The sequence below is a fragment of the Nonomuraea sp. NPDC050451 genome (assembly GCF_044458585.1).
In genome coordinates this window covers 1-26,836 of record NZ_JBITHZ010000041.1, presented here as the reverse complement: position 1 = coordinate 26,836, position 26,836 = coordinate 1, and the positions used below count along the sequence as shown (strand labels likewise).

Here is a 26,836-nt window from a genome sequence, read left to right as displayed (position 1 = left end):
TCCATCGCCGTGCCGCCGCTCGTCACACGTCGTCTGCGAGCGTCAATCCGGTATGTCTGGCGATGAAAGCGAGGGCGGCGGCCGTCGTCCAGAGCTCTTGCTCGCCGCGGGCTCCTGTATGGCCCGCGCCCTCCACCACGTAGTGCAGGACCGGGCCGCCCGTCGTCGCGTGCTGCAACTGGGCGGCCATCTTGCGGGAGTGCAGAGGGTCCACGCGCGTGTCATTGCTCCCCGCAATCAAGATCATCGCGGGGTGGCGACGCCTGGCGGACACGTTGTGATAGGGCGAGTAGCTCAACAGCACCTCGAGCCCCGCCGGCTCGTCCGGGGAACCGTACTCCTCGCGCCACGCCTTGCCCAATCCCCAGCGTTCATAACGGATCATGTCGAACGGCGCGCCCGCGCACCCCACGACCGCGTACGCCTCGGGCCGCTGAACCGCGGCCGCCATGGCCAGGAGGCCGCCATTGCTGCCACCGAGCAGGGCCAGCTGGTCCCGCCGCGTCCAACCGTGCCGGACGAGCCAGTCACCGGCCGCGTGCAGATCCGCGAGGGCATTCCCCTTGTTCGCCCCACTGCCCTCCTGGTGCCATCTGCGGCCCCGCTCGCCGCCGCCTCGAATCCCGGCGACCGCGACATACCCGCCACTGAGGACCCACGACAACAGGTCGGGCTGGAATGACGGGCGGGCCGGAATGCCGAAGCCGCCATAGACGGCCAGAAGGGTGGGGCGGGGACCCTCCGCGCCACACCCGGCCAGGATGGTCAGCGGGACCTCGGTCCCGTCGGCCGAGTGGTAGACGTGGCGGCTGACCTCGACGTCCGGACGTGCCGGCGCCCCGTCGTACGGGGTCACGCGACCGGAACGCACCTCCAGCCGCCATGCCGACGGCGGGGTGTCCCAACCGGCATAGGTGAGGGCCAGGACGGCCGGATCGTCCGTCGGCCTGATCGAGCTCACCGTCCCGTCACCGGGCAGCCTGACCTCAGTGAGCGCGGAGCCCGTCGTCGCGTCGTGAACGGTCATCCGGCTGACGCCGTCCCGGTTGCGCAACGTGACCAGTCGTTGGCCTCGCTCGGTGCGGGCGAGGGTCACGCCGGCCAGGACGTCGGAGGTGTTCTCGGGGAGGAGGATCCGCCAGGGTCCCCAACCGTCGCCGGCCCGGTCCGCGACGAGCACTTGCCCGAAACCGCCGACCGTCGAGACCGAGGCCACCAGCCGGTCGTCGTCGTCCACCACGGCGACGGCCGAGGATCCGGCCTCCAGCGGTAGCGGCCGGAGGGGGCCGCCCGCTCGTACGTCGGCGACGCTCATCCGCGTGTCGCGCGCGGTCCCGTCCCGGATGCTGATGATCAGCCAGCGGTCGCGCCAGAGCGCCACGTGGTAGCGCGTGGTCGCCGCCTCATCGCCGATGACGAGCTCGTCCGCGGTGACGTCGCCGCGGACCTTGTGGTGGTAGACGCCCGTACCCGGCCGGTCGAGGTGGCCGCGTGTGTAGAAGAACGCCTGTTCGTCCGCGCGCCACTCGACCGGGGAGTACCGGGTCCCGCACACGACCTCCACGATGCGTCCGGTGGTCACGTCCACCAGCGACATGGGGGTCCGGTCCTCGGCACCCGCCACGAGGACCTGGATCGCGACGAGGCTTCCGGCGGGAGACGGCTGCCAGCTCGCGACGGTGGCGTGGGGATGAAGGTCGGTCACACCCACGACCGTCCGCCATCCTGCCCGCTCCCGCACCTGTAGCGTCCAGCGCCCGTCGGGTTCGAAGGGGCCGGCTCGGAACCTGCGGGAGCCCGCGATCTTGGTCGGCGACCGCGACGGCCGGGGGGCGAGGTCGCGTAACATCCGGCTCAGCCGTCGCCTGCCCGGCAGCCGCTCCAGATAGCCGACGCTGAGCGCCTGCTGCTCCCGCAGCCATCGCCGGGTGTCCTCGGAGTCCGGGTCCTCCAGCCAGCGGTACGGGTCCACGACGAGATGCCGGTGACAACGCTCCATCACCGGATCCCGCCGCGCATCCGGGTATCTCACGAAGGCACCCCCGCCGTCGTATCAGCGGGAGAGTCGCCCGCGCGCGTACGGCCCCGCCGCACGGAGACCAGGAGCATGGTCACCGCGACGAGGGCGATGGCCTGGCACAGCCAGATGCCGTTGCGCACGCCGAACTGCTCCCCGAGCACACCGCCCAAGAGGGCGCCGATGGCGCTCGCGAGCGTCACGACCGAGGTGAGCAGCGTGGTCATCCGGCCGAAGTACTCGTCCCCGATGTCGTCGGACAGGATGGTGATGAGCGCGAGGTTGCCCGCCGCCCCGAAGAACACGGGCAGCCCGATGCCGACCGTGACCAATGCCAGCACCGCCCAGAGCGGCCCGCCGGCCAGCGGCAACGCGAGGGTCGCGAGAACGGCGGCCAGCGAGCACGTCAGCAGGAGGCGACGCGGCGACTGGCCGCGCTCCAGCAGCTTGGGCGCCGCCAGCGAGCCCACGGCGCCCAGGAGCGTGGCGGCCACCATGGGGGCGCTGTACAGGGCAACGGGAAGGTGCAGCGTGTCCAGCATGAACAAGGCACGCTGGGCGAGCGTACCCTGGGTCGCCACGTTGAGCAGGAACGCGTAGGCCGCGAAGGCGGACAACAGCGGGTGCGCGCGGATCACCGACACCCCGGCGCGCATCTCGCGGAGGATCCCGGCCCTGGGTTCGGGTTTGCTCGACCGCCGATCCGGTGATCGCAGGGCCCGCAGGCACGAGGCGCTGAAGGCGTAGGTCAACGAGTCCAGGAAGAACAGCAGGGGGGCACCCAGCGTCGCCAGCAAAGGACCGGCGATCGTGCCTGCGACAGCACGCGAGATCATCTCGGAGGACTGCAGCCGTCCACGCGCCGCCCCCACGTTCTCCACATCGTCGAGGCTGCGCAGATGGGTGAAGTACAAGGCGAAGACGACGATCTCCGCCAGGCCGATCAGGAAGCTCACCGCGCACAGCCATGCGATCGTCAGCGCGCCGGTGAAGGCCGCGGCGGCACAGGCGAGCAGCACGCCGCCGCAGAGCAGGTCGATCAGCACGAGCATGCGGCGCGGCCGGATGATCCGATCCGCCAGGACACCGCAGATCGGCCCGAACAGCAAGGCCGGCAGGGTCGTGCTGACCACGATCAAGGAGATTTCCCGCGGGGTGGCATGCAGGTTGATCACGGCGACCACGGACGAGGCGGTGGCGGTGAGGCTACTGCCGAAGACCGAGGCGGCCTGCCCTGCCAAGTAAAGCCGAAGGTCGGAAACACGCTTGAAGTGCACCATGGTCAGAGCTCGCCATTCTTTCTTTTTGACTTCGTACGGCAAGAGCGATTTGAAAGGCCGGGCGCGGGAGCCGACGACTCCCACGCCCGGGCGATTTAGTTCTCGTTCGAGCAGTGCGACCAGCTCAGCGTGCTGATGGGAGCGTCCTCTTCGATGCCGGAGTCGCCGGCGTCGATGCTGGCCTGCATCTGCAGCTTCAGCACGTCGTTCATCCTGTGATCCTTTCGATCGGTCGGATGCCGTGAGCCTCTTTTTGAATTCACGGCACTTGCCAATCATCATCACCGGCGCCCGGTGCGCGGCGGAAGAGTTTTTCCGGTCAGCAAGCGGACATGAGCCATGTCATTTTCCGGACCTGCGGCCCGGCCGAACCACCGGCTAATGTGAAATTCGTGGTCGATACATCGGTTGCCAATAAAGTCGAAAATGCAATCGTCGTTATCGGCGCCGGTCTCACCGGCATGTCGGTCGCGATGATGCTCGCCCGGCACGGGCTGCCCGTGACGGTCATCGAACGTGACGAGTGCGCGGCGTTCGGCCGGCGCGAGGGATATCCCGCCCTTCGCGCCGGAGCGGCACACGCCCGGCGCCCCCACCAGCTCATGGCGGGAGCACGGGACATCCTGCGGCGGTCGCTGCCCGACGTGACACACAAGGTCTACGAGCTGGGCGCCCGCGACGCCGTCGAACATCCCGGCGAGTCACCGGCCGCCTTCATGGCCCTTCGCCGTGCCTTGCTCGAGCGGGCCCTCCTCACCTGTGCGCGGGACCTCCCCACCCTGACGCTTCGGTTCGGCGAGCGGGTGCTCGACGTGGTGACCGCAGATGAGCCCGGGGCGCGGGTACGCGGCGTGCGTACCACGAAGGCCGCCCTTCCCGCCCGGCTGGTCATCGATGCGACAGGTGTCCACGCACGGCTCGCGCCCGCCGCGCCGTACGTCAGCATGAGATCGCACCTCTACTACACCTCCCAGCCCTTCCGGCTGACCGACGAGGGATTCGCCGCCGCGCAGGACGCCGTCGCGCTGTGGAGTCCTGCTCCGTCCAGGGATGTCGTGCACGTCCGGCTGTTCGTGCACGATCCGCCTTTCGCCTCGGTCCTCGTCGCCCTACGCGGCGACCGGCATCCACCCGCCCGGGAAGTCATGCTCGAGTCGTATCGTGCGGCTCTGGCGTCCGAGCGGCTGCGATCGTGCCTGCGGGACGCGGTTCCGCTCGCGCCGATCCAGGATTTCGGATTTCTGAAGAGCAGGATTCGCCTGTTCACGTTCCCAGGGCCGTGCGGGCTCCACCAGATCGGAGACGCGCTGGCGGCGCTGAATCCGCTCACCTCGCGAGGCGCGGGGCTCGGCCTCGTCCAGGCGGAGCTGCTGGCCGAGGCCATCGCCCGCGACCCAGGCGACTTCGCGGGTCAGCGAGCGGTCATGATGCGCGCCTATCACGACTGGGTCGCACCCCATTGGGCGATGGGCGTGGTCCAGGGATTTCTCCGGCCGGACGCGGAGCCGCCGCCGGAGGTGGCCGAGCTCATCGCCGCGGCTCGGCGCAGGTGGAACCGGATTCGCGAGATCCGCCGGGCCTGGCACGCGCCGTCGGCCGACAGCACGGATCGGACGCGGCTGAAGGACCACATGCGGACAGCCCTTGAGGTCCTGGCGCTCCAGGCTCCGCCATCCGTACTCGATTCTCTGCCCGAACTAGCTGAAAGGTGAGCGCCATGAGGGCTGCCTCGCATGGACATACGCCGGCGTTCTGGTCCGGCGTGACGATCACAACGGTCGGGGTGCTGTTACAGCTGCCGAGCTACTTCATGGCCCGTGACATGCGCTATCACATGGCCGGCATGCCGGTGACGACGGAGATGGCCATCGGCATGATCCTGCTGTTCGTCGGCGTCGGCGTCACCGCCTACAGCCTGTTCCCGCGGTCGAGGGGCAGGCGGCCCGATCTGAGTAGGGTGAGCATCACCCCTCTCGACGACGCCCGGATCAAACCCGCTCACATCGGGCTGCTCCTGGTCATGGCGGCCGCCATCACGATCGATGTGATGAAGCCGACCGCCTTCGCGTTCCTCGTTCCCGGCGCCGCGGCGGAGTACGGGCTGCGCGGACCGCTGAACCCGACGGCCGACGCGCTGCCGGTCGCCCTCTACCCGCTTGCCGGGGTCACCGGCATCATGATCGGCTCGTTCGTCTGGGGCTGGCTGGGCGATCGCATCGGGCGGCGCGCGTCCATCCTGCTGGCGGCGATCATCTTCATCGCGACGTCGACGTGCGGCACGATGCCCGAATTCTGGATGAACCTAGTCACCTGTCTCGCCATGGGCCTCGGCGTCGGCGGCATGCTCCCCCTCACCTTCGTGCTGCTCACGGAGACGGTGCCGAGAAAGCATCGCGGCTGGATGATCGTGCTCATCGGCAGTGACATCGCCGGCGCGTACATCATCGTGAGCTGGCTGGCCTCCACCTGGGCTGCGCCCGAGGCATTCGGCTGGCGCCTGCTGTGGCTCGTCGGCCTTCCCACCGGTCTCATCCTGCTGCTGCTGAACCGCTGGATTCCGGAGTCGCCACGCTTCCTGATCATGCACGGCCGGGACGAGGAGGCCAGGGCGGTCATGCGCAAGTACGGCGCCACCATCGTCGAGACGCAGTCGGAACTCGCCGTCGAGCGGGACCTGAACCAGGGCGTCCGGCTGGTGTTCAGCAAGCCGTTCCTCGGCCTGACCGCCGTCGTGGTCCTGCTGGGGTTGAGCGTCGGCACCACCCAGTTCGGCTTCCAGCAGTGGATGCCGTCCAACCTCCAGCGGCTCGGCTTCTCCGAGGTGAACGCGAGTGAGATCCTCCGTAACGCCGCGATCATCGGCTTCCCGTTCAGCGTGCCGATCGCGCTGCTGTACGGGTTCTGGAGCAGTAAGAAGACCGTCATCCTGATGATCGCGCTGATGGGCGGATCGCTCGCCACCTTCGCTGCGCTGGGCGATCAGGTGGCCGCCAACCGCGGCCTGCTGTATGTCCTGCTCGTCGTGCCGGTGTGGGGGATCAGCATCCTGAACGCCGTGCTCGCCGCCTACACCGCCGAGATCTATCCGACCGTGATCCGCGCCCGCACCAGCGGTCTGTCCGCGGGCGCGACCAAGGCCGGCGGGGTGCTGATCCTGACCCTGGTGATCATCGCCGTCGCGGTCCCCTCGGTACGGGTGACCGCTGCCGTCGGCGTCATCCCGATGGCCCTGGCCCTGATCGCCCTGATCGCGTTCGGCCCGGAGACTCGGCACAAGCAGCTCGAACGGATCACGGCCGAGGAACTGCTGTCGTCCGCCGACCGGTCCGGTACCTCACGGGCGGCCGCGGTCGGCGACTAGTGTTCCGTCAGAGGGAGCATCGCGGTGAGCAGCTCGGCGGCCTTGCGGACATCGGCGTCCAGCGGGCGATCGGGATCGACCGCAGGGATCGCCTCGACCAGGGCGTCGAGAAGCGCCGCGCAGCCCGGAGCCGTGGGGCGGCGGGCGCCGACGTGCGCCGCCTGCCGCAGCCCCACCGCCAGCGACCCGCAGAGCAGCCGCAGCAGGTCGGCCATGTCGTAGGCGCGAAGGGCGGCCTGGGTGCCGAACGGCACCACGTCCTGGTTGTGCAGGTTGGTCGGCAGGCTCTGCATGCTGGCCGGCACGGCGGCGCGGCGGAGCTCGGCGACGAACGCGGTCGTGGCGAGCTGTACCCCCTGCATCCCGTGCTGGCGGCCGGGCCCGGCGGCGAGCATCGGGGGCAGGCCACCGTTGCGGGCCGGGTCGACGAGGAGGTCGAGCTGCCGCTCGGCGAGGTTGCCGAGCTGAGCGGTGACCATCGCCAGGACATCGGCGGCGAACGCGGCCGGCTGTCCGAAGAAGTTGCCGCCGTGCACCACCAGGTCGTCGTCGGGGAAGAACAGCGGGTTGTCGCTGACGCCGGACAGGTCGGCCGCGACGACGCCGTCCACGTACCGCAGGGCGTCCTCGGCGGCGCCCAGCAGCTGCGGGGAGCAGCGGATGCTGTACGGCTCCTGCAGCGCGCGCGTGCCGGCCGGGACGATCCCGGCAAGGGTCTTGCGCATGCCGTCGGCGACGTCGACCGCGCCGGGATGGCCATAGGCGTCGAGTAAGCGTGGGTTGAGGAAGCCCGGGTCGCAGCCGAGCGTGTCGACCAGCAGACAGGTGAGCGCCTGCACCGCGCGGTGGGAGGACCGGACGCTGTCCAGGGCCAGCGCGGTCGCGGCGGTGGTGAGGGACGTGCCGTTGACGAGCGCGAGGGCGTCCCGGCCGTCGAGCGTCAACGGAGTCAGCCCGGCAAGGCGCAGCGCCTCGGCCGCGGGCATCCGCCGGCCGTCGAGATACGCCTGTCCCCGGCCACGCAGTGCCTGGGTGGCATAGGCGAGCGGGATCAGATCCCCGCTCGCGCCGACCGAACCGTAGCGTGGGATCGCCGGGACGAGCGTCGTCGCGAACATCGCGGCGAGCCCGTCCACCACATGCGCCGAAACCCCGGACACCCCCTGTGCGAGAGACCACACGCGTACGAGAATCGCGGCCCGGCTCACGTCATGGGCCAGATCCGGCCCCTGCCCGGCACCGAGGTGGGCCAGGGTGTTGTCACACTGGTCCGCCTCCTCCTCCCGGCCGGCGAACCCGACCAGGGCCCCGAAGCCGGTGGTCGCACCGTAGACCGGACGTTCCTCCTCCCGCACGTCGCGGAGAAAGTCACGGCCGCGCTCGACGCGGTCGCGAACGGCCGCGTCGACCACGACGGACACCGGTGCCGCGGCTCGGTGCAGGTCGGCTGAGCGCAGCGGAGCGCTGAGGTTGATGGTGCCTTCGACGGCGAGCATGCCTGGACCATAGACAGCTGATTCTCAGAATCCTCTGAGAATTCGTCCGTAGCTTCCGGATCATGGCGCATGACTACCTGATCATCGGGGCCGGACCGGCCGGGCTGCAGCTCGCCGCACTGCTCGAACATGGCGGTCACGACTATGTCGTCCTGGAACGCGGAGCCGGACCGGGCACCTTCTTCACCCGGTTCCCGCGGCACCGCCGGCTGATCTCCATCAACAAGGTGCACACGGGGTACGAGGACCCGGAGCTGCGGCTGCGGATGGACTGGAACTCGTTGCTGAGCGACGATCCTGAGCTGCTGTTCACCCGCTACAGCGAGAAGTACTTCCCGCAGGCCGACGATCTCGTGCGCTACCTGTCCGACTACGCGGCGGCGACCGGCGTCCAGGTGCACTACGACACCGATGTCGTCCGGATCAGCCGGGACGACAAAGGGTTCACCGCCACCGACCGCAGGGGACGCTCGTGGCAGGGCCGGCGACTGGTCATGGCCACCGGCGTCTCCCAGCTGTACGTCCCGCCGATCCCCGGCATCGAGCACGCCGAACGCTACGACACGTTCGAGACCGACCCGGCGTCCTTCGCCGACCAGCGGGTCCTGGTGATCGGCAAGGGCAACTCGGGGTTCGAGACCGCCGATGCGCTTATGGAGCAGGCCGCGGTCATCCACGTCGCCGGGCCGCACTCCGTCAGGATGGCCTGGCAGTCGCACTACGTCGGGCACCTGCGCGCGGTGAACAACAACTTCCTCGACAGCTACCAGCTGAAGTCCCAGAACACGGTCCTCGACGGCACGGTGGAGAGCATCGAACGCCGTGACGACGGCCGCTACCGGGTGATGTTCCGCTACGCCCGCACAGTGGAGGCGCTGCGCGAGCTGTTCTACGACCGGGTGATCGTGTGCACCGGTTTCCGGTTCGACGCCTCGGTGTTCGACAACGGCTGCCGGCCCGCGCTGGTCATCAACGACCGTTTCCCCGAGCAGACGCCGGCGTACGAGTCCGTCAACGTGCCCGATCTGTACTTCGCCGGCACGCTCACCCAGCAACGCGACTTCAAGAAGGCCACCAGCGGGTTCATCCACGGCTTCCGATACGGGGTGCGCGCACTGCACCGGATCCTGACCACCCGCCACCACGGCGGGACCTGGCCGGCCGAGCAGGTCGAACCCACCCCGGACGCCATCAGCGACGCGATCATCGCCCGGGTCAACCGTTCCTCGGCGCTGTGGCAGCAGTTCGGCGTGCTCGGCGACGTGATCACCGTGGACGGCGCCACCGCGCTGTACCAGGAGGAGGTACCGGTCGCCTACGTCGCCGACGGCGGCCTCGGCCGCGCCCGGCACACGTTCGTCGTCACCCTGGAGTACGGCGAGGACCACGACGCCGTCGACCCGTTCGACATCTCGATCCCGAGGGTCGTCGAGAACGACGCCGCCAACGCCCACGACGCGAGCTACCTGCACCCGGTGGTGCGGCACTACCGGGACGGCGCGCCGGCCGGCGTCCACCACCTCGCCGAGAACCTGGAGAACCATTGGAACCTGCCGGAGGTGCACCAGCAGCCCCTGGCCGTCTTCGTCAAGGAATGCCTTGCCGACGCCGGCTGAGCCGTACCCGCGGTCCGTTCTGGACCTTCTCGTCGCGGCCGGGAACCGGCCCGTCTTCGAGCACGGCGCCCGCGCCGTCACCGGCGCGCAGTTGCTCGGCCTCGTGCGGCGGATGGCTGCCGGGCTGCGCGCCGCGGCCGTCGGGCCGGGGGACGGCCTGGCCATGCTGCTGGGCGTCACCCCCGAGGCGTTCGCCGCGACGATCGCCGGCTACGTCGTGGGAGCTCGGGTCGTCGGTGTGCGGCCCGGGCTGTCCGACAGCCAGTTGCGCCACGTGCTCCACCAGGACATCGCCGCGGTCGTGACCGACGCGGCCACCAGGCCGGAGCACGCGCGGCGCACGCTGACCGTCTCCGAGCTGCTGGCCGCGTCCGACGAGGACGGTCCGCTGCGCCTGTCGGGCCAGCCGGAGGACGTCGCCCGGCTCGTCTACACCAGCGGCAGCACCGGCACACCCAAGGCCTGCGCACAGACCTACGCCGCCATGAACGCGGCGTGGACGGCCCGCCCGGCGGCGTGGCCGCCGGCGATCCGCGAACTGGCCTCCCGGCTGCAGCGCTACCTGGTGTTCGGGTCGCTGAGCAGCCAGGTGATGATGGAGTACGGCGTGCTCACGCTTGCCGCGGGCGGGACCATGGTCGTCGCCGACCCGCCCGCGTTCCCCGACGCGATCACCAAGTATCGGGCCTCCGCCAGCGTCATCACCGTGCCCCGCCTGTACGGACTCGTCGCCGCGCAGCGCCGCGCCCCGGCCGACCTGAGCAGCCTCCGGGCGCTCATGGTGTCCGGGTCGCCGCTGGATGCCTCCCGGCTCCGCGAGGCACTCGACGTGCTCGGCCCCGTCGTGTTCCAGGGCTACGGGCAGACCGAGACCGGCACGATCTCCATGGCCACGCCGTCGGACGTCCCCCCGTCGGTCGGGTTCCCACCCGACGTCATCGACATCGTGATCCGGGACGCGGACGGCAGACCGGTCCCAACCGGCGTCGACGGCGAACTGTACGTCCGCACACCCGCGCAGGCCATCGGGTACTGGGCCGAGCCGACGGAGACCGCGGAGGTGTTCGTCGACGGGTGGGTGCGCACCCGGGACCTGGGCCACTTCGACGACGATGGGCGGCTGTACCTGGCCGGGCGGACACGGGACGTCATCATCGTCAACGCGAACCTCTACTACGCCGGCCCGATCGAGCGGGCCCTGGCCGCTTCCCCTGACATCGCGGAGGCGTACGTGGTCGGCGCCCCGGACGAGGACACCGGCGAGGCGGTGCACGCATTCGTGGTGCCGGTCGCGGGCCGTACCCCCGACCTTGGTTCGCTGCGGACGCTGGTCGGCGAGCGGCTCGGCGGCGCATGCGTCCCGGCGACCATCACCGTCATCGACGAGGCGCCACCGGCGCCGAACGGCAAACCGGACAAGCGCCTTCTGATGGCCGCGATACCCCGAGCCGAGGACAGCGCTCCTTGATGACCGTCCGGCGAGCAAGGGAGAGCGGCCGCGGAAGCCGCGGTGGAAGCGCCCAGGTGGCCGAGGACCTCTTCCGGCCACGCCGCGGGCGTGCCAGGGGCGTCATCGTCAAGACCGTCGTGCCGATCGTGAGCCAGCGTGTACTGGATCGCGTGGCCGTCATCGGCTTGTAAGAAGTGATGCGGAGCAGCGCTTCTAAGGTGGACGGCATGATCCCAGTACGAACGGCGGCCGCCACGGCGGCACTTGCCCTGCTGGTGACCGGGTGCGGCGGGCCAGGACAGGACCAGGCAAGTGACACCGCGTCGGCCTCTGCGCCCTCCGCCCCGATGGCGTCACCATCGACCTCCGCGACGCCCGCGCTGACAACGTCGCAGGAAACTGCGGACAAGACTTCCGTACCCGCCACGCTGAAGTTCTCCGCCCGGACGCTGAACGGTGCGACCTTCCAGGGCACGAGCCTGGCGGGGAGGCCGGTGGCCTTCTGGTTCTGGGCGCCGTGGTGTCCCAAGTGCCTTTCTGAAGCGCCCGCGGTCAAGACCGCGGCCGGCAAATACAGCGAGGTCGCGTTCGTCGGAGTCGCGGGGTTGGACACCGAGGCGGCGATGAAGGAATTCGTCCAGCGCACCGGAACCGGCAACCTCGTGCACCTGTCAGACGTCAAGGGCGCGGTCTGGACGAAGCTGGGTGTCAGTGAACAATCCACGTTCGTGTTCATGAAACCGAACGGCTCCACCAAGAGGGCCTCGGGCCCGCTCAGCCAGGACAAGCTGGACGAGCACCTCCGCGAACTTCTTGGCCGGTAACTCGGCCATGTCCTCTTCCAGTCCGCAGGAGCGTGCATGAGCGTCGCGGATCTGCCGCTCGCCCTGGCACTCACTGCCGGCACCGTGGCCGCGTTCAATCCGTGCGGCTTCGCCATGTTGCCCGCATACCTCACCCTGCTGATCAACGATGAGGAGACCGCACGCCGCGGGCCCGTCGGACGGGCGCTGATGCTGTCGGCGGCTATGACCGCCGGATTCGTCACGGTCTTCGGCCTGTTCGGCCTCGCGGTCACCGCGCTGGCGGTGTCGGTGGGCGGCTATCTGCCGTGGGCGAGCCTGGTCATCGGAGTGGTCCTGGTCGGGCTGGGCCTGCGGTTGCTGTCCGGCCGTGAACTGCTGCTGAGCCTGCCAGGGCTGGCCACCGGCCGCCCCACCACCTCGCCGCTGTCCCTGTACGGCTACGGCCTGTCGTATGCGCTGGCCTCCCTGTCCTGCACGGTCGGGCCGTTCCTCGCGGTCACCTCGGCCTCCCTGTCCGGCGGCGGGCTGCTCGGCGGCGTGGCCGCTTTTGCGACCTACGCGCTCGGCATGGGCCTGGTCATCGCCGTGCTGTCGCTGGCGGTGGCGTTCGCCCGCGCCGCCGTGGTCACCAGGCTGCGGCGCCTGCTGCCATATGTGTCCAGAGCCAGCGGCGGCCTGCTCACCCTGGCCGGCCTGTACGTCGTCTATTACGGCTGGTACGAGCTGCGCGTCTTCGCCGGAGGGTCGACCGACGACCCGATCGTCAGCACCGCGACAGCCGTCCAGGCCACCATCTCCGGCTGGCTGGCAGGACTTGGCACCGGCTGGATTGTCGTCGCGCTCGCTTTGCTCGTCATCGGGGCGCTCGCGCTGCGCAAGGCGCGACGGCGCGATCGGGCCACTGGCTGATGCCGCAGCGCGGCACCAGGGACGTCCGCTGGACCGGCGAGTGAGGGCCCCGTCGGACCTGCGCCTGCCGCCAGGACAACGGCCGTTACCGCGTGCGCACACGATGCCTTTGGCAGGGTCGTTCCGCCGAGCTTGTGGCGTGGGCTCCTCCGACAGTTGATCATGTTCGGGGTATCAGACACCCTCGCATCCCATCCGGGCACGTACGGCGGCGGCCCATGTTCCGATGCGCGGCGGCATCCCGGTCGCCACCATCGAGCCATGAAGGCGATCGTCCAGACCCGTACCGCTCGACCGACGCCCCGGCCGAGGCTCGCGCCACGCCTCCGCTCCTGTCCTACAACCCGGATGGCGCCATCATCCAGGCGATCAACCCGCCCAACGTTCCACCCTGATCATCAATCAAGGAGACGCTCATGAACCCGTCCACTCGCCCCCCGCGCTGATCCCCGAGCATCTGCGAGGCAGCCCGCCGATCCCTGGCGCAGCCGTCGATGCAGTCGCCCTCTCTTCCCAAACGGGATGACATCGACGGCTGGCTGCGGCTGGTCGAGCAGTACGACGGCTACATCCGCACCTGGATCGAGGACCACGCCCTTCCGTCTCCCGTCGCCGTCCAGGACACCCACATCGCCGGTGTCCACACCTACATCCTGCGCCCCGAGAGCACTCCCGCCACCGACGAGCGGCCGGTCTACCTCGACATCCACGGCGGCGCCCTCCTCTTCGCAGGCGGCGACCTGTGCGCCCGCTCCGGCAGCGACACCGCACTGAACACCGGGATGACTATCTGGAGCGTCGACTACCGGATGCCGCCGCGCTGGAGGACTGCCTGGCCGTCTACCGGGCCCTGCTGGAGGTCCGCGACCCGGCCGACGTCTTCGTCGGCGGCGGCTCGGCCGGCGGCAACCTCGCCGCCGCACTGCTGGTGCGTGCCAAGGACGAAGGGCTCCCAATGCCGGCGGCGCTGGTGTTACGGTCGCCGGAGGTCGACCTCACCGAGTCCGGCGACAGCTTCATCACCAGCATGATTGAGCTGATGGCTCAGGATCGCGATCGTGCCGCAGAGGAACGTGTACGCCATCGCCACCCCGATTATCTGCGCCAGGCTGGCGCCGTAGCAGCCGAGGAAGATCGAGCCGATCCCGAAGGCGATCAGCGGGCCGATGACGGCCGCACCAGCGAGGATGCCGTACGTCGTCCGCAGCGGCAGGTGCGGTGCGGCCTGCGCGAGCACGGTGGTGGCCAGGTAGCCGGCAAGGCTGCAGACGATCAGGAAATAGAAGATGCCCGTACCGGTGGAGTCTCTGCCCGACACCGGGCTGACGTCGTCCATGAGCATCGGCAGCTTGACCTGTGTGGCGACTGATGAGCCGACTTGAGAGGACCGACGAGGAGGCCGCCAGACTGATGCGTGACCTGATCGATGAACTAGTGCTGTGACCGGAAACGATCAACGGGTTGGCGCGTAGAACGGTCCTGCCGGTTGGATGGTGCTGATCACGTTCGATCGGCAGTCGGGCGGCCAGGTGACGCAACCGGTCAAGGGCCGCAGGCTCACGGATCAGGAAGGGCAGAAGCTGCAGCGGATCGTGCGGCGCGGCACGATGAGCCCGGTGCGCTTTCGGCGGGCGATGATCCTGCTGGCCTCGGCCGGCGGCAACACCGTCCCGGTCATCGCGCGGCTGGTGCAAGCCGATGAGGACACCGTGCGCGATGGGATCGACCGCTACAACGAGATCGGGCTGGCCTGCCTGGACCCTCAGTGGGCGGGAGGCCGTCCCCGCCTGCTGAGTCCTGACGACGAAGCCTTCGTCGCCGCGACGGCCACCACCCGACCTGCCAAGCTCGGCCAGCCCTTCACCCGCTGGTCCATCCGCAAACTCCTCGACTACCCGCTTCGCCTGCCCGGCCGGGCCATCACCATCGGCCGCGAGGCGTTACGCACCCTGCTGGCCCGCCCGGGATCACCTTCCAGCGCACCAAGACCTGGAAGGACTCACCCGACCCCGACCTCGACGCCAAACTGGACGAAATCGAGTACGCCCTGACCCACCGGCCCGAACGCGCCTTCGCCTTCGACGAGTTCGGCCCCTTGGGCATCCGGCCCACCGCCGGATCCGGCTGGGCACCTGCGGGTAAGCCGGACCGGCTGCCGGCCACCTACCGCCGCACCCAGGGCGTCACCTACTTCCACGGCTGCTACTCCGTCGGCGACGACCTGCTATGGGGCGTCAACCGAGCCCGCAAGGGCATCAACCCCACCTGGGCCGCGCTGAAATCCATCTGTGCCGCCCGGCCGGACGGCGCCTCGATCTACGTCATCCTGGACAACCCGTCAGCGCACAAGAACTGGCGTATCCGCGCCTGGGCCGAGAAGAACAAGGTCAGGCTGCTGTTCACGCCGACCTACGCGTCCTGGGCCAACCCGATCGAGGCGCACTTCGGACCGTTGCGCCAGTTCACCCTGGCCAACTCCGACCACCGCAACCACACCGGCCAGACCCGGGCCCTGCATGCCTACCTGCGCTGGCGCAACGCCCATGCCCGCCACCCCGATGTGCTGGCAGCCCACGCCGTCTCCGCTGGGGCGGCCGGCCCCTCGCACCGGCCGCCTGAAAATCCTCACCCAACCTGGTGATCGTCTCCGCTCACAGCACTAGGCGCGCCGGTGGTCGCCGCTCGCGCCGTCGATGAGCTCGCGCACGATGTCCATGTGGCCGACGTGCCGGGCGGTCTCCTCGATCATGTGGATGAGCACCCAGCGCAGCGTCATCTTCTCGCCGCGCTCGTTGGTGCCGAGGTCCTCGAGGCCGAACTTCTCGATGACCTCGTCCGAGGACGCGCGGGCGCGGGCGTAGAAGGCGAGGACGTCGGCCGTGGTCTCGCCGGGGTCGACGCGCAGGTCGGCGTCCTCGTCATCGTCGTCGAACGGGAGTTCCTCGTGCTCCTGCCCGAACGTGTCGGCGAACCACCAGTACTCGACGGCCGCCAGATGCTTGACCAGGCCCAGGAGGTTCGTCCCGGACGGGGTCATGGAGCGTCGCAGCGCCTCGTCGTCCAGGCCTTCGATCTTCCACAGCACCGCGTCGCGATGCCGGTCCATGCTGGCCTGGAGGCTTTCCTTCTCACCGCCGGTGAACGGGACTGTTTTCATGCCCGGAACGTAACAGCTGCCCCGCCACTCGGGCTAAGCGGTGGGCCACTCGGCACACCCGCCATGGACCTCGAACGGCGTGTCATCAGACCCGGTGAACGTATGTGGTCAACGCACTAGCGGAGACGTACAGCCGCCAGGTTCGGGTTGTCGAAGTTGATGCGGGTGCTGACAGGGATCTTGTGCGCGTTGGAGGAGACGGTCACGACGCGGTCGGGGATGTGCGGCAGCAGCAGGTTGGTCAGGGCGAAGTGGCCGAGATGGTTGGTGCCGAACTCCTTCTTGCCTGACCGGTTCACAGGCGAAGGTGAGACGGTGGCAGCAACGTGTCACGGCGACGCTCCGTAACGCTAAAGACGCAATCTGCTATGCACGGATGATCGCCATAAGTCCCAGTTAGGACATATGTTCAAGTTTTTGGTTCAAGAGCAAGATCCAATGACTGTTCCTCATCAGCGCTTCTGGTTGTCGCTGGTCAGCCCGCCGTTTGGCGGGAGTAGCGGTCAGCGCGAGGCTGCCGGGGCGGTCTGTCCGACGGCCTGTGCGTTGTGCGCAGGGCTACGTGGTGCGTTGGCGGCGGAGGGCCGGCAGGGCCAGGAGGACGCCCAGGACGAGCACCGCGGCGACGACGAGCAGGATGCCGCCGAAGCCGAGCCCGGTGAGAGCACCGGTGAGCTGCGGGCCCAGGCTGGCGCCGATGAACATGCTGCATCCGTAGAGGGCGACCGCCGCACCGCGTGCGTGTGGGGCGTTGGCGTTGATGGTCTCGACGACGGCGGGTGCCGCTGCCGCGACGGCGGCCACGAACAGCAGCAGGGCGATGGCCAGCGGCACGGTGTGGCCGCCGAGGAAGGAGCCTGCGGCGACGGCGAGGGCGGCCAGGGCGAAGGCGAGGACCGCACGCAGGGGCGCGAGGATCCGTTGGAGCACGGGGGCGAGCAGGGGGACGGCGACCAGGGCGGGCAGTGCGCTGGCCCGCAGGGCGAGGATCGCGGAGGAGTTACCGGCGATACTCGGCGGTCCGGCGATGGCCACCGCCGTGTACAGGGCGACGAAGGCGGACATCAGGGCGACGGTGGACAGGTACAGGGCGCCCAGCCGAGGCTGTCGCAGCAGCCGTGGCATCGCCGCGAATGCCTGAAGCAGCCCGACGCCGGTGCCGTGGCGCGGGGTGGGTCGCAGCACTCGGCGCACCGGAGTCAGGCTCAGGGCCATCAGGGCGGCGCCGAGCCAGAAGACCGCGCGCCAGCCGATTCCGGCCGCGACGGCCTGGGCGCCGATCTGCATGACGACGGCGGCGGCGAGCATGCCGCTGGTGATGCAGGTGAGGGCAGTGCCGCGGCGCCGCGGCGCGATGTGGTGGACGACGTAGGAGAGCGCGGAGGGTGCGAAGGTCGCGGCGGTAAGTCCCTGCAGGCTGCGCAGGGCGATGGCCGCGGGGAGGTTGGGGGCGGCGCTGACCGCGGCGGTGGATGCCATGGCGGCCACGAGCCCTGCGATGATCACGGCGCGTGGTCCGTAGCGGTCGGAGAGCGGACCGGAGAGGAGGAATCCGGCGGCGTAGGCGAAACCGAACGCGGTCGCCGTCCAGGTGGCCTGCCCGGGTGTGGTGCCGAGCGCGGTGGCCATGGGGTGCAGCAGCGCCAGGACGGTGTACATCTGGCCGACCATCAGGACGCCGAGCGCGGTCAGCAGGACGGTGGTCGGGGCGGCCGGGGCCCAGCCCGGCGGTTGGTCGGGCGTGCTGCTCCTGGCTGTGCGCCTGGGGCTTGTGGTGGGGTGGGACATGGGAACTCCAGAAGGGGCGTCTGGTAGCGGCCCCGTGTGTTTGCACGCGACACGATCGGCCGGTGGCGGTGGGTGCCCCCGGCCGGGGGACGACGAAGGGGGATGCTCAGGCAGTCGGGGTGTTCAGCACGTACTCGCGCGAGGCGTGGACCTCGCGGCGCAGGGCGGACAGATCGACGTCGAGGACGTGGCCGTTCCATTTGCGGGGCTCGCCGTTGATGAGGACGGCGCTGATGTTGCGGGCGTCGGAGCCCAGCACGACGGTGCCGATCGGGTCGTTGAGCGGCATGTTGTTGAGGTCCTCGGCCTGGATGACCAGCAGGTCGGCCTTCTTGCCCGGGGTGAGTGAGCCGGTGACGGCGGCCAGGCCGTTGGTGCGGGCGCCCTGGAGGGTGGCGAAGTCCAGGACGTCGTGGGTGGTGATGCGGTGGGGCTGCTGGTCGGTGCCGTAGGCGGCGTTGACGGCGCGCATCCGCTGGATGGCGTGCAGGGCCCGCATCTGCGTGAACATGTCGCTGGCCAGAGCGACTTCGACGTCGATGCTCAGTCCGGGGCGGATGCCGACGGACAGGGCCTCGTCGGCGGCGGGGATCGCGGTCTCCAGGCCGATCTGGGCGTCGGAGGTGGGGGCGAGCGCCACGGTGGTGCCGGTCTCCCCCATCGCCTTCCATGCCTCGGGGGTCAGTCCGGTGGCGTGGATGAGGGTGACGTCCGGGCTGAGGATGCCGTCCTTGGCCCAGCGCAGGACCGCCTCGGAGGAGGACGTGCCGAAGACGGCGTCCACGCTCACTCCGATGCCCAAGTCCTTTGCGACGCGGGCAAGTTCAGGACCGTAGGCGAGCGCCGGTCCGGCGATCTCGTCGGTGGCGAGCGTCGCCAGGCGCAGGGTCAGCAGCTGGTCGTCGCTGCTGAAGTACTGGTCCTTGATGCGCGTCAGATCGCCGGGCCACTGCCGGGCCCAGTCGCCGAAGTGCGGGCCCATGGAGGCGTGTACGCCGCGGATGCCGGTGTCGCGAAGGGCCTCGATGGCGGCGTCGGAGTGCTCTCGGGTGCGGGAGTTGTGGGAGAAGTCGAGCATGGTCGTGATGCCGCTGTCGATCGCGGTGAGGGCGGCCAGTCTCGTGCCGATGTACATGTCCTCGGGCCGGTAGACCGTGGCGTAGCCGGCCAGCGTGGACATGACGTAGCCGCCGAGGTCGTCGACGTCCGGCATGATCCTGCGCAGCTGAGCCTCCCAGGCGTGCCGGTGGGTGTCGACGAAGCCGGGGCTGAGGATGGTGCCGGTGGCGTCGACGACCACGGCGTCGCCGGCGCTGAGGTGGGGGCCGACGGCGGTGATGGCGTCGCCCTCGACGAGGAGGTCGCCGCGGTCGATGACGCCGAGGTCGGGGTCCATGGTGACGATGGTCGCGCCGGTGAACAGGATGCGCCGTTCATCTGCGGGGCGGCGCCGGAGCTGTTCGAGGACGGCGGCGCTGGTGGTGTCGTTGACGTTCATGAGGTGTCTTCTTTCTGTACGTTGGAGAGGGAGTGGTGGGCTGCCGGGGTGCCGGTGCTGCTCGGCTTCCAGCCTTGGTCGCCCGGGCTACGGCAACCAGGCCGCCGTTTCCCCAGGTTCGCGCACCCAGGATCAGGACGTGTACGGGCACGGTCATGGAGCCGGTCGTCTGTGGGCTGCACAGGGGCCGGGTCGCTGTGTTTGCCACACGGCATCTGCCGACTGGCGGGTCAGCTCAGCTTCATGACGTAGCCCGCGTGGTGCAGTTCGTCGCCCTTGAACTCTCCGTAGGCCCAGAAGCCGAGGTCGTCCAGGTAGTCGATGCGGTCGCCGTCGATCCAGACGCCGACCCGTGGGCTGCCGGTCAGGTCCGGTGCGGCCGGGATGCCCGCCTCGGGGGCGGTGGCCCGGCCGGGGGGCGTCGGTGCCGGCCCACAGGACGGGCCTGCCGGCCGCGACCAGTGCGCGGACCTGCTCCGGCCGGGACATGAGGGTGGCTACCGCGCTCGGCACATCGGCGGCGAGTTCGTCGGGCACCACCAGAAAGTCGGTGGTGTTACCCGGGGTCAGCGTCGCGACGTACTCCGAGCGGCGGCCGCGTCCGCCGGCCAGCGCGACGGTGTCCACGACGGCGGGGACGACGGTCATGCCCGTGCAGTCGACGACGATGGCATTGTCGTCCTCCGCCGCGGTGACGATGGCGGGGCCGACCCCCACGATCAGGGAACCGACGAACAGGATGTCGGCACCGGTCACGGTCCCGATCAGCGGGTCCATCGTCACGATCCGGGCGTTGGTGAACAGGACGGGACGGCCACCGTCGTTCGCGACGATCTCGTCGAGGGCCTTCGGGTTCCAGCTCACGGTGTCGGTGATGGTCATGGTGCTCCTCAGGTGAGTTCGGCTCATCGGTCTGCCCGACGCACGAAGCGAGCGCCGGTGCTGCTACGAGGAGATGCTCGGCAGTCGCAGCAGCTGCGTGACCATCAGGTTCGTCGCGCGACGGAATCGGAACCAGGCCGCCGTATCCCCAGGTGCGCGGCCCCCATGGTGGGCCCGCCGGCCCGCAACGGGGCCCCAGGGGCGGCTCGGACGGGCTGCCGGTGCGGAGAGGAGCCAGCATCGAGTGGTGGTGATGTCACAGCCACAGCGGGAGGGACGTGGTCACGACCCTCGCACGTTCCGGGTTCGCCGCATCCGGGGGACTCGCCTGTTTCGGCACCTGATTTCGCTGCGCCGTTCCGCTCGCGACGGTGGGTGCGCCGCCCCCAGGAAGCCCGCACCTGGGGAGACGGCGGCCTGGTTGCCACCGGCCGCCGGGCCAACCATGGAGCCATGACCAGCAACGACACGCCCCGCGACCCCCACCCGTACGTCGGGATGTGGGTGACCGCGGACGGATTCATCCGCCAGGAACTGCTGCCGGACGGCCGCTACGACGAGGCCCGCGGAAATCGTCAGAGCGCCTATACCGGCCGCTACACCGTCACCGGCAACCACATCGACTACGTCGACGACACCGGCTTCACCGCCACCGGCGACATCCGCGACGGCGTTCTCTTCCACGAGCACCTGGTGCTCTACCGCGAGGGCGACGAGCGCGCCCGGCAGGGAGGCATCCTGCCGCGCGGCTGACAGGTCACGCGGAATTCTTGTCGGAGCTGTTCGTTCCAGGCACTGGCGCCGGGAACGGGATGCCGACGGTGCGGGTTGCAGTACGCCAGCCGGCAAAACAGCTCAAGCCGCATGTGCGCATTCGAACGTCCGGCGATGTCCGTGTGGCGACTCCCGCTTCAGGCCATGGAACAACGGCTCGGCCATGGCTCGATGCGATAAGGGTCCGCGATCCGCGCACCGCCGATCTGTGCAGCAAAATCACGATCGCGGCCGCATTCAGCGCGGCGGCGATCGCCTTTGCTATCGATCACCCCGCCACGTCGATGTCAGCGAGATCATCGTCCGTTCCACCGCCGGCCAGGCCCGAGCCGTTCGCCGTCCCCACCGCTCCGAGCGATGGGCGGTGTCATCAGCTCGGGGCCGATTCTCCTTGGTGGTCGTGGGCCCATTTCGTATGCGCGCAAATAGGAAGTCAGGTGTCGCTGAGAGCCCAGCCGGATTCTTCCTGCACCACCTGTGCGGATTCCCCTCGGTCGGCGCGGGGCCGGAGTTCGGCGAAGGCAGCCGCGGTGGCACTCGCTGGCTCGGCCTGGTAGACGACCAGCTGCTGGTGCGGGGCATCGTTGACGGTGAAGGCCGAGAACTGGATCTCCAGAGCGCCGACCTCGGGGTGTGCGAGGTTCTTCGCCTGCTGGGTCTTGCCCTGCACCTCGTGCCGTGCCCACAGTTTGGCGAATTCGGGGCTCTTCGCGCAGAGCGTGTCGACGACTTCGTTGATCCGCGGGGAATCGGGGTCGTATCCGTAGGCCGCGCGCAGTTCGGCCACGCACGAGTTCGCGGCCTTGTCCCAGTCCTGGTAGAAGGTGCGCCCGGCCGGGTCCAGGAAGACCATGCGGGCCAGGTTGTCGAACCGCTGGAATCCGCTGTGCAGGGCCGCGGCGAGCGCGTTGTGCGCCAGGATGTCCAGGGCCGGTCCCAGGATGAAGGCGGGGGTGTCTGGCCAGCTGTCGATCAGCTGCAGAAGCTGGGGGCTGACCCTGTCGTGACCGGCGGGAGCGCTGCGGCGCTCCTGGGGTGCCCGGGTGAGTCTGCGCAGGTGGTCGTGTGCCTCGTCGTCGAGGTGGAGGGCGGCGGCGATCGCGTCGATCACCTGGGGCGACGGGCTGGTCTCCCGGCCCTGTTCCAGGCGCATGTAGTAGTCGGAGCTCACGCCCGCGAGCATGGCGACCTCCTCGCGGCGCAGCCCCGGCACCCGCCTGCGCCCGTGCTCCGGCAGGCCCACGTCCTGCGGCTTGAGGGCTTCGCGCCGTGCTCTGAGGAAGTCTCCCAAAGGAGTGCTGTCGCTCATGACTCCAACCTAGTGGAGGGGATGCCGGCCGTCGGTGGACGGGACATCCAAGCGTCCGGCCATGCCGCACCCGCGGGGTCGGCCGTTTACAGGATTCAGGCCGCAGGGCCCGGTCCGAGGTGCCCGGCGTGATCGGTACCTCACCGCGCAGACCCGGCATGCCCCGCCGGAAGGCCATCGGCACTCCCGCCTTGGCCGGGTGAGGCGGCCGAGGCACAAACGGAGCAACTCTCCCGGCTCCACCGGCTGGATCATGGCGTCATTCTCCTTCGCGTCCACCCGGGGTGGGGAGCGGTGGACGTAGCCCTGGCACACCCAGGAAGCGCGGGGCTGGGCCGGGTCCTCTCACAGCCGCGAGCGCGTATTCAGTCGGAGACGGCGCCCGTCGCCGTGTCCTGTGCGGGCACGGGGCCGGCACTGAGCGAGCCGAGCAGGGCGAGGGCGTCGGCGGAGGTGGTGCCCGGTTCGGCTTGGTAGACGACGAGCTGCTGGGCGGGGGCACTGTTGACGGTGAAGGACTCGTAGTGCAATTCCAGGTCGCCGACCTGGGCGTGGTGGAAGAGCTTGGCCTCGCGGGTCTTGCCGCGCACGTCGTGGCGCGCCCACAGAACGCGGAAGTCGGCGCTTTTCATGGACAGTTCGCCTACGATCTGGCTCAACCGCGGGTCCTCGGGGTCGATACCGGCCGCCCGCCGCAGTGTCGCCACGGCCGACTCGGCGGCCCGGCCCCAGTCGCGGTAAAAGTGCCGCGCGGCCGGGTCCAGGAACGTCATGCGCAGCAGGTTGTCGGAGTAGGTGAAGCCGGCGTACAGGGCGCCTGCGAGCCGGTTGCAGGCCAGGATGTCCAAGGCGGGGCCCAGGACGAAGGCGGGCGTCTCGCTCCACGTGTCGAGGAGTCGCCGCAGGTGCGGGGCGACACGTTCGACGCGCGGCGCGCGGCGCGTACGGCGGGTGGCCGGGGTGGCCACGCGATACAGGTGGGCCACCGCTTCGTCGTCCAGTTGCAGGGCTCGCCCGACGGCCTCGAGTATCTGCTGCGACGGGTGCCGTTCGCGGCCCTGTTCCAGGCGCATGTAGTAGTCGGAGCTCACCCCGGCGAGCGTGGCGACCTCTTCACGGCGCAGACCGGGCACCCTGCGACGACCGGAGGTAGGAATTCCCACGTCTTCGGGGCTCAGTCGGGCACGCCGTGCGCGGAGGAAACCTCCCAGCGCGTTTTCGGCGGCGGGGTCCTTGTCTGTGTCCATATGTCGAGGCTAGGGCTCCGCACTGCCTTGTCGTGGGGGCGAAGGGGGGCGCACTTCACCTAGGAACAGCGCACCCTGGACAACCGCGACCTCGTTCATCTGACGATGGCAGCGGTTGCAGCCCATTCAACGGATTCGGGGCAGTGCCTTGTCGGGATGTGCGGCATGTACATATAGCTGTCGATGCCGTACCAGCTCCGGACCGTGGTGTCCTGCCAGGCCCACCCCCCCAATTCCCACGTGCCTGAGGCGAGCTCTCGGATCGGTCGTTCTCGATGGGTGCGGCCGTTCAGACCGAAGTCGATCCACGTGGTGGACACCTGGCCGCGAAGCCCTGGCCATCCGGCCACCAATCAAATACTCGTCACCGTCATGGAGCACGCGGGATCGGGAGCCAAGGTGGCCATGACGCGAGCTGCCCGTGTTGGCCGCGACGCGTCGCGTCATGACCCCACGGCACTTGATCCTTTCGGAACACATTGGAACCGATCGGTGAACCTCGTAGACAGCCGGACACAAAGCGAGAGGCCCGTCACCGCGTTTCCGCTGGTGACGGGCCTCTTCCCGCTGGTGTGGCAGGTGCAAGGTTCGAACTTGCGTAGGCTGAGCCGACGGTTTTACAGGTCTTGGGCCTCCGAAGATCCACCGTTCCCGTTCGACCTGGTAGACCGCTTGATCGACTGTCTGAAAACAGACTTGCGCGCTTGCCGTGCCCTACGCGTGCCCCCTCGCCCCAAGTACGCAGCCTTAGCCCTTTCGATGGAAGGCCACCACGTAGCCGACCTCCGGCCGGCCCGAGCCATTACATGCACGACACCAGATCACTTGATCTAGCGTGTCCCAGCCGGAGCCGCCGCAGTCTTCGCACTGCTCTTGCGCGCCCGTGTGTTCGGTTCTCGCCATGATTGCCTCCTCAGATTGCCTCTTGCTGCGTGATGGCGCTGGGATCGTGGCGTTCCATGTCTCGCGCCCACCGGCTAAGCATGGACCGCGAATAGCCCGTGAGCTCCTCGATACGCCTGTAGGGCACGCCAGCGCTGACTGCCTGCTCCACGAGAGGACGAAGAAGTGCATCCATACCGGCGAGCTGACTAAGCATCATGCGCCTTACTTCGCCAGGGGCGACAAGAGCAGCAACGGCGTCAGCACGCATCTGTTCAGGGGTGCTGGAGCGCTCTGGATCGCTCGTGTCCTGTACTTGCATGTATGTGGGAGTGAGAGACGTGCCCTCCGCCCTCTCCCGGTCTCTTCGCCGCTGACGTCGGCCCATGTCCTAACCGTAGGTGCTGCGTCTCACTTGAGACAGTATCGCGGGAGTAAGACAAGCGACCCCGCAAGCGTTCAGCTCGCCCCGACACCTTGATGATTCAGCCCTCCAGAGGTCCCGTTCCTGATTGCCGAAAGACTGCGACCTTCTGCCTGCCCAGTCTGCGGTTCCAGATCCCCCACTGGTGCACAGCTTTCGGCTACGACCGTTGCCATCTTCGCGGGATGCATTGCCGAATTGCCATTGTGAGTATCAAGGCGGCGGCTGCGCCGCCGCGCCCGCGCGGCCCTTCCCGCGCTGCGCGTGCGGCCTGGGGGCCGTTCTCGCGCGGGAGCCGCGCGGCTAACCGACTGCCCCTACCGCGAATGTTCCTTCGACCACGCGCGGTGCCGAATTCTACCGATGCCAACGACCATGAGCGCGACGACTGCGAGCGCGAAGAACGATAGAAGATGCCACATCGGCCAGGCCATTCTGGGCGTAGCGAACACGAAGCCTATTCCGGCTCCGAACCACCCCATCTGGAAGCACCAGATCGCTGCCGCCACGCGGAACCAGATCGAGCGCTTGAACTCATCCACGCGGCGCAATCTTCCATGGAACTCCCACACCGGGCAAGAGCGTGCCTCCGGCGGGGACTCAGCTCCGGGATGATCTCGAACGGTACCCAACCGGATCAGTGGCTGAGGTGAGCCTGATCTTCCCGCCTGCCACGTCCAGGCAGAGCCCAGCAGACCAAGGCCCTGGGGCCAAGGTCGTTCTTCCAGTGGGGAGCTCCAGCCTTGACCCCAGGGCCTTGGCCCGCTGCCTTACAGGTGGACGAGGCAGACGGGAAGATCAGGCAGGGGAGGACGTGAAGGAGACCACGTGCCCTACACGTGCCCTACGCGACGGAGACGCAAGGGGAGTCACGGGGAATCGTGGGCAGAAACGACGAATGGCCCCCGACCGCGTTCTAGCTGGTCAGAGGCCATTCCTCTTGGTGTGGCAGGTGCAAGGTTCGAACTTGCGTAGGCTGAGCCGACGGTTTTACAGGGCGTACCCGCTGCGGGTCTCTACGGTCCCCTGACCTGCTCCCCTGCCGTCTCTTCGTCGGCATCACCTGCAATGCATTCCGGACATATTCCGGATCTTGGGAAGCGGGGAGGGTGGTTCCAAGCACGATCCTGATCATCTTGTGCGCCGCAACCGAGGATGGGAAAGCTCGTTGAGTACGTCCCACGCGTAGGCTCTCTCGTCTCACGGGTCTACATGGAGGGCGGAGTAGTGAGGTTGTTCAGATCACGTAGGTCATCGTGCCGGTGTAGACCGCAATGGCCTGCGCTCGTGACGGAGATGAACGGCTATGTCGTGCCCTGTTTACCATCTGAGCATGGCAGCCTGATTACCGCCTTAGGTGATTTCTCCGCCCGGTGTGGTGACTGTGGTGCGACGTATCCGGGCAACTTCGTCCTCGACCCGGAAGCTCCACCACCGTTTGCCTGGGCGCGTGAGCCTAGGAACAGTCTGTGTTCCTGTGACCCGCGGTGGCCGCAGCTGATGGTCATGCTTCACGGACAGTGGTATCTCGGCTACCCAGGCTCAGAAGGTGAGGTCGTCGTCAATGGCGCGGAGGAGGGAGCCGGGTGCCGTCAGTGCGGTGCCGATTTCCTCGGCGAAATGGTGATTGACCTCGACGACGAGTCACACCTTGTAGATCCGGACGCAACAGGCCTTGCGTAATGCCTTCCTGGATTAGGCCTTCACTGCAGTAAGCGTCCCGTAGCTGCACGAACGCATCTCTTCGCTGTCTGATCGTCCCGTCGCCGTCGTCCCACCCGGCAGGGAGGCTGGCCCTTGGTCTGCTTGGGCTTGTCCTGGGGCGACGGCGACGGGACGATCAGGTGTAGGACGACGCTGAAGGTGTCCACGTAGGCGACATTCGCGCTGTCTATATGGACGACAAGGAAGACCCCGCCAGGCTGGTGCCGGACGGGGTC

Annotated in this window: 19 protein-coding genes and 3 pseudogenes; 10 read left to right on the top strand and 12 right to left on the bottom strand. The window is 68.8% G+C overall.

Features of this window, described 5'->3' with window-relative positions; genetic code table 11:
- Window positions 1-22: 22 nt before the first annotated feature.
- A complete protein-coding gene (locus ACIBI9_RS56880) occupies window positions 23-2,032 on the bottom strand; it encodes a prolyl oligopeptidase family serine peptidase (RefSeq protein ID WP_397235772.1) in 2,010 nt (669 codons plus the stop codon).
- On the bottom strand, window positions 2,029-3,258 hold the full coding sequence (locus tag ACIBI9_RS56875) for an MFS transporter (RefSeq protein ID WP_397235771.1): 1,230 nt from the start codon (window positions 3,256-3,258) through the stop codon (window positions 2,029-2,031). Before ACIBI9_RS56875 ends, ACIBI9_RS56880 begins: the two co-directional genes overlap by 4 nt.
- Window positions 3,259-3,629: 371 nt before the next feature.
- Between ACIBI9_RS56875 and ACIBI9_RS56870 the strand changes: the two genes are divergently transcribed.
- Both ACIBI9_RS56870 and ACIBI9_RS56865 read left to right on the top strand, forming a co-directional pair.
- Window positions 3,630-5,009 (top strand): FAD-dependent oxidoreductase, encoded by a 1,380-nt coding sequence (locus ACIBI9_RS56870; protein WP_397235770.1) that lies wholly within the window; start codon window positions 3,630-3,632, stop codon window positions 5,007-5,009.
- Between the two features lie 5 nt (window positions 5,010-5,014).
- Window positions 5,015-6,658, top strand: a complete 1,644-nt coding sequence (locus ACIBI9_RS56865) for an MFS transporter (RefSeq protein WP_397235769.1) — start codon at window positions 5,015-5,017, stop codon at window positions 6,656-6,658.
- On the opposite strand, the gene ACIBI9_RS56860 is transcribed toward ACIBI9_RS56865, so the two are convergent.
- Window positions 6,655-8,154, bottom strand: coding sequence for an aromatic amino acid ammonia-lyase (locus ACIBI9_RS56860; protein ID WP_397235768.1), 1,500 nt, complete (start codon window positions 8,152-8,154; stop codon window positions 6,655-6,657). The genes ACIBI9_RS56865 and ACIBI9_RS56860 overlap by 4 nt on opposite strands.
- Window positions 8,155-8,216: 62 nt before the next feature.
- Between ACIBI9_RS56860 and ACIBI9_RS56855 the strand changes: the two genes are divergently transcribed.
- From ACIBI9_RS56855 to ACIBI9_RS56835, 5 genes and pseudogenes are all read left to right on the top strand, one after another.
- The gene (locus tag ACIBI9_RS56855) at window positions 8,217-9,770 is read left to right on the top strand and encodes an NAD(P)-binding domain-containing protein (protein ID WP_397235767.1); all 1,554 of its coding nucleotides are present in this window, start codon (window positions 8,217-8,219) and stop codon (window positions 9,768-9,770) included.
- The gene (locus ACIBI9_RS56850; RefSeq protein WP_397235766.1) at window positions 9,754-11,238 is read left to right on the top strand and encodes a class I adenylate-forming enzyme family protein; all 1,485 of its coding nucleotides are present in this window, start codon (window positions 9,754-9,756) and stop codon (window positions 11,236-11,238) included. Before ACIBI9_RS56855 ends, ACIBI9_RS56850 begins: the two co-directional genes overlap by 17 nt.
- Before the next feature lie 209 nt (window positions 11,239-11,447).
- Entirely contained in the window at window positions 11,448-12,044 is a 597-nt protein-coding gene (locus tag ACIBI9_RS56845) for a TlpA family protein disulfide reductase (protein WP_397235849.1), read from the top strand.
- A 36-nt stretch (window positions 12,045-12,080) separates the two neighbouring features.
- Entirely contained in the window at window positions 12,081-12,935 is an 855-nt protein-coding gene (locus ACIBI9_RS56840; protein ID WP_397235765.1) for a cytochrome c biogenesis CcdA family protein, read from the top strand.
- 742 nt (window positions 12,936-13,677) lie between these two features.
- Window positions 13,678-13,893, top strand: a pseudogene (locus tag ACIBI9_RS56835) (alpha/beta hydrolase fold domain-containing protein); the annotation flags it as partial.
- Window positions 13,894-13,908: 15 nt separating this feature from the next.
- On the opposite strand, the gene ACIBI9_RS56830 reads toward ACIBI9_RS56835, so the two are convergent.
- Window positions 13,909-14,271 (bottom strand): hypothetical protein, encoded by a 363-nt coding sequence (locus ACIBI9_RS56830; RefSeq protein ID WP_397235851.1) that lies wholly within the window; start codon window positions 14,269-14,271, stop codon window positions 13,909-13,911.
- Window positions 14,272-14,425: 154 nt separating this feature from the next.
- On the opposite strand from ACIBI9_RS56830, the pseudogene ACIBI9_RS56825 reads away from it, so the two are divergent.
- Window positions 14,426-15,554: pseudogene (locus tag ACIBI9_RS56825) on the top strand (IS630 family transposase).
- 40 nt (window positions 15,555-15,594) lie between these two features.
- Here the strand turns inward: ACIBI9_RS56825 and ACIBI9_RS56820 are convergent.
- The 5 genes and pseudogenes from ACIBI9_RS56820 to ACIBI9_RS56800 form a co-directional block, all read right to left on the bottom strand.
- Window positions 15,595-16,092: a DinB family protein gene (locus tag ACIBI9_RS56820; RefSeq protein WP_397235764.1), complete on the bottom strand. Its 498-nt coding sequence runs from the start codon at window positions 16,090-16,092 to the stop codon at window positions 15,595-15,597.
- Between the two features lie 137 nt (window positions 16,093-16,229).
- Window positions 16,230-16,370 (bottom strand): annotated as a pseudogene (locus ACIBI9_RS56815) (oxidoreductase); the annotation flags it as partial.
- A 280-nt stretch (window positions 16,371-16,650) separates the two neighbouring features.
- Window positions 16,651-17,880: an MFS transporter gene (locus ACIBI9_RS56810; protein ID WP_397235763.1), complete on the bottom strand. Its 1,230-nt coding sequence runs from the start codon at window positions 17,878-17,880 to the stop codon at window positions 16,651-16,653.
- A 106-nt stretch (window positions 17,881-17,986) separates the two neighbouring features.
- Window positions 17,987-19,378 (bottom strand): amidohydrolase family protein, encoded by a 1,392-nt coding sequence (locus tag ACIBI9_RS56805; RefSeq protein WP_397235762.1) that lies wholly within the window; start codon window positions 19,376-19,378, stop codon window positions 17,987-17,989.
- Window positions 19,379-19,608: 230 nt separating this feature from the next.
- On the bottom strand, window positions 19,609-19,692 hold the full coding sequence (locus tag ACIBI9_RS56800) for an Atu4866 domain-containing protein (RefSeq protein ID WP_397235848.1): 84 nt from the start codon (window positions 19,690-19,692) through the stop codon (window positions 19,609-19,611).
- 1,021 nt (window positions 19,693-20,713) lie between these two features.
- Between ACIBI9_RS56800 and ACIBI9_RS56795 the strand changes: the two genes are divergently transcribed.
- A complete protein-coding gene (locus ACIBI9_RS56795) occupies window positions 20,714-21,013 on the top strand; it encodes an Atu4866 domain-containing protein (protein WP_397235761.1) in 300 nt (99 codons plus the stop codon).
- A gap of 454 nt (window positions 21,014-21,467) precedes the next feature.
- Here the strand turns inward: ACIBI9_RS56795 and ACIBI9_RS56790 are convergent, their stop codons facing one another.
- The 3 genes from ACIBI9_RS56790 to ACIBI9_RS56780 all read right to left on the bottom strand — a co-directional run bounded on the left by ACIBI9_RS56790 (window position 21,468) and on the right by ACIBI9_RS56780 (window position 25,438).
- Window positions 21,468-22,343, bottom strand: coding sequence for a helix-turn-helix transcriptional regulator (locus tag ACIBI9_RS56790; RefSeq protein WP_397235760.1), 876 nt, complete (start codon window positions 22,341-22,343; stop codon window positions 21,468-21,470).
- Between the two features lie 365 nt (window positions 22,344-22,708).
- Entirely contained in the window at window positions 22,709-23,590 is an 882-nt protein-coding gene (locus ACIBI9_RS56785) for a helix-turn-helix transcriptional regulator (protein ID WP_397235759.1), read from the bottom strand.
- 1,623 nt (window positions 23,591-25,213) lie between these two features.
- Window positions 25,214-25,438 (bottom strand): hypothetical protein, encoded by a 225-nt coding sequence (locus ACIBI9_RS56780; protein WP_397235758.1) that lies wholly within the window; start codon window positions 25,436-25,438, stop codon window positions 25,214-25,216.
- A 1,209-nt stretch (window positions 25,439-26,647) separates the two neighbouring features.
- On the opposite strand from ACIBI9_RS56780, the gene ACIBI9_RS56775 reads away from it, so the two are divergent.
- Entirely contained in the window at window positions 26,648-26,746 is a 99-nt protein-coding gene (locus ACIBI9_RS56775) for an MYXO-CTERM sorting domain-containing protein (protein WP_397235847.1), read from the top strand.
- Window positions 26,747-26,836: the final 90 nt, after the last annotated feature.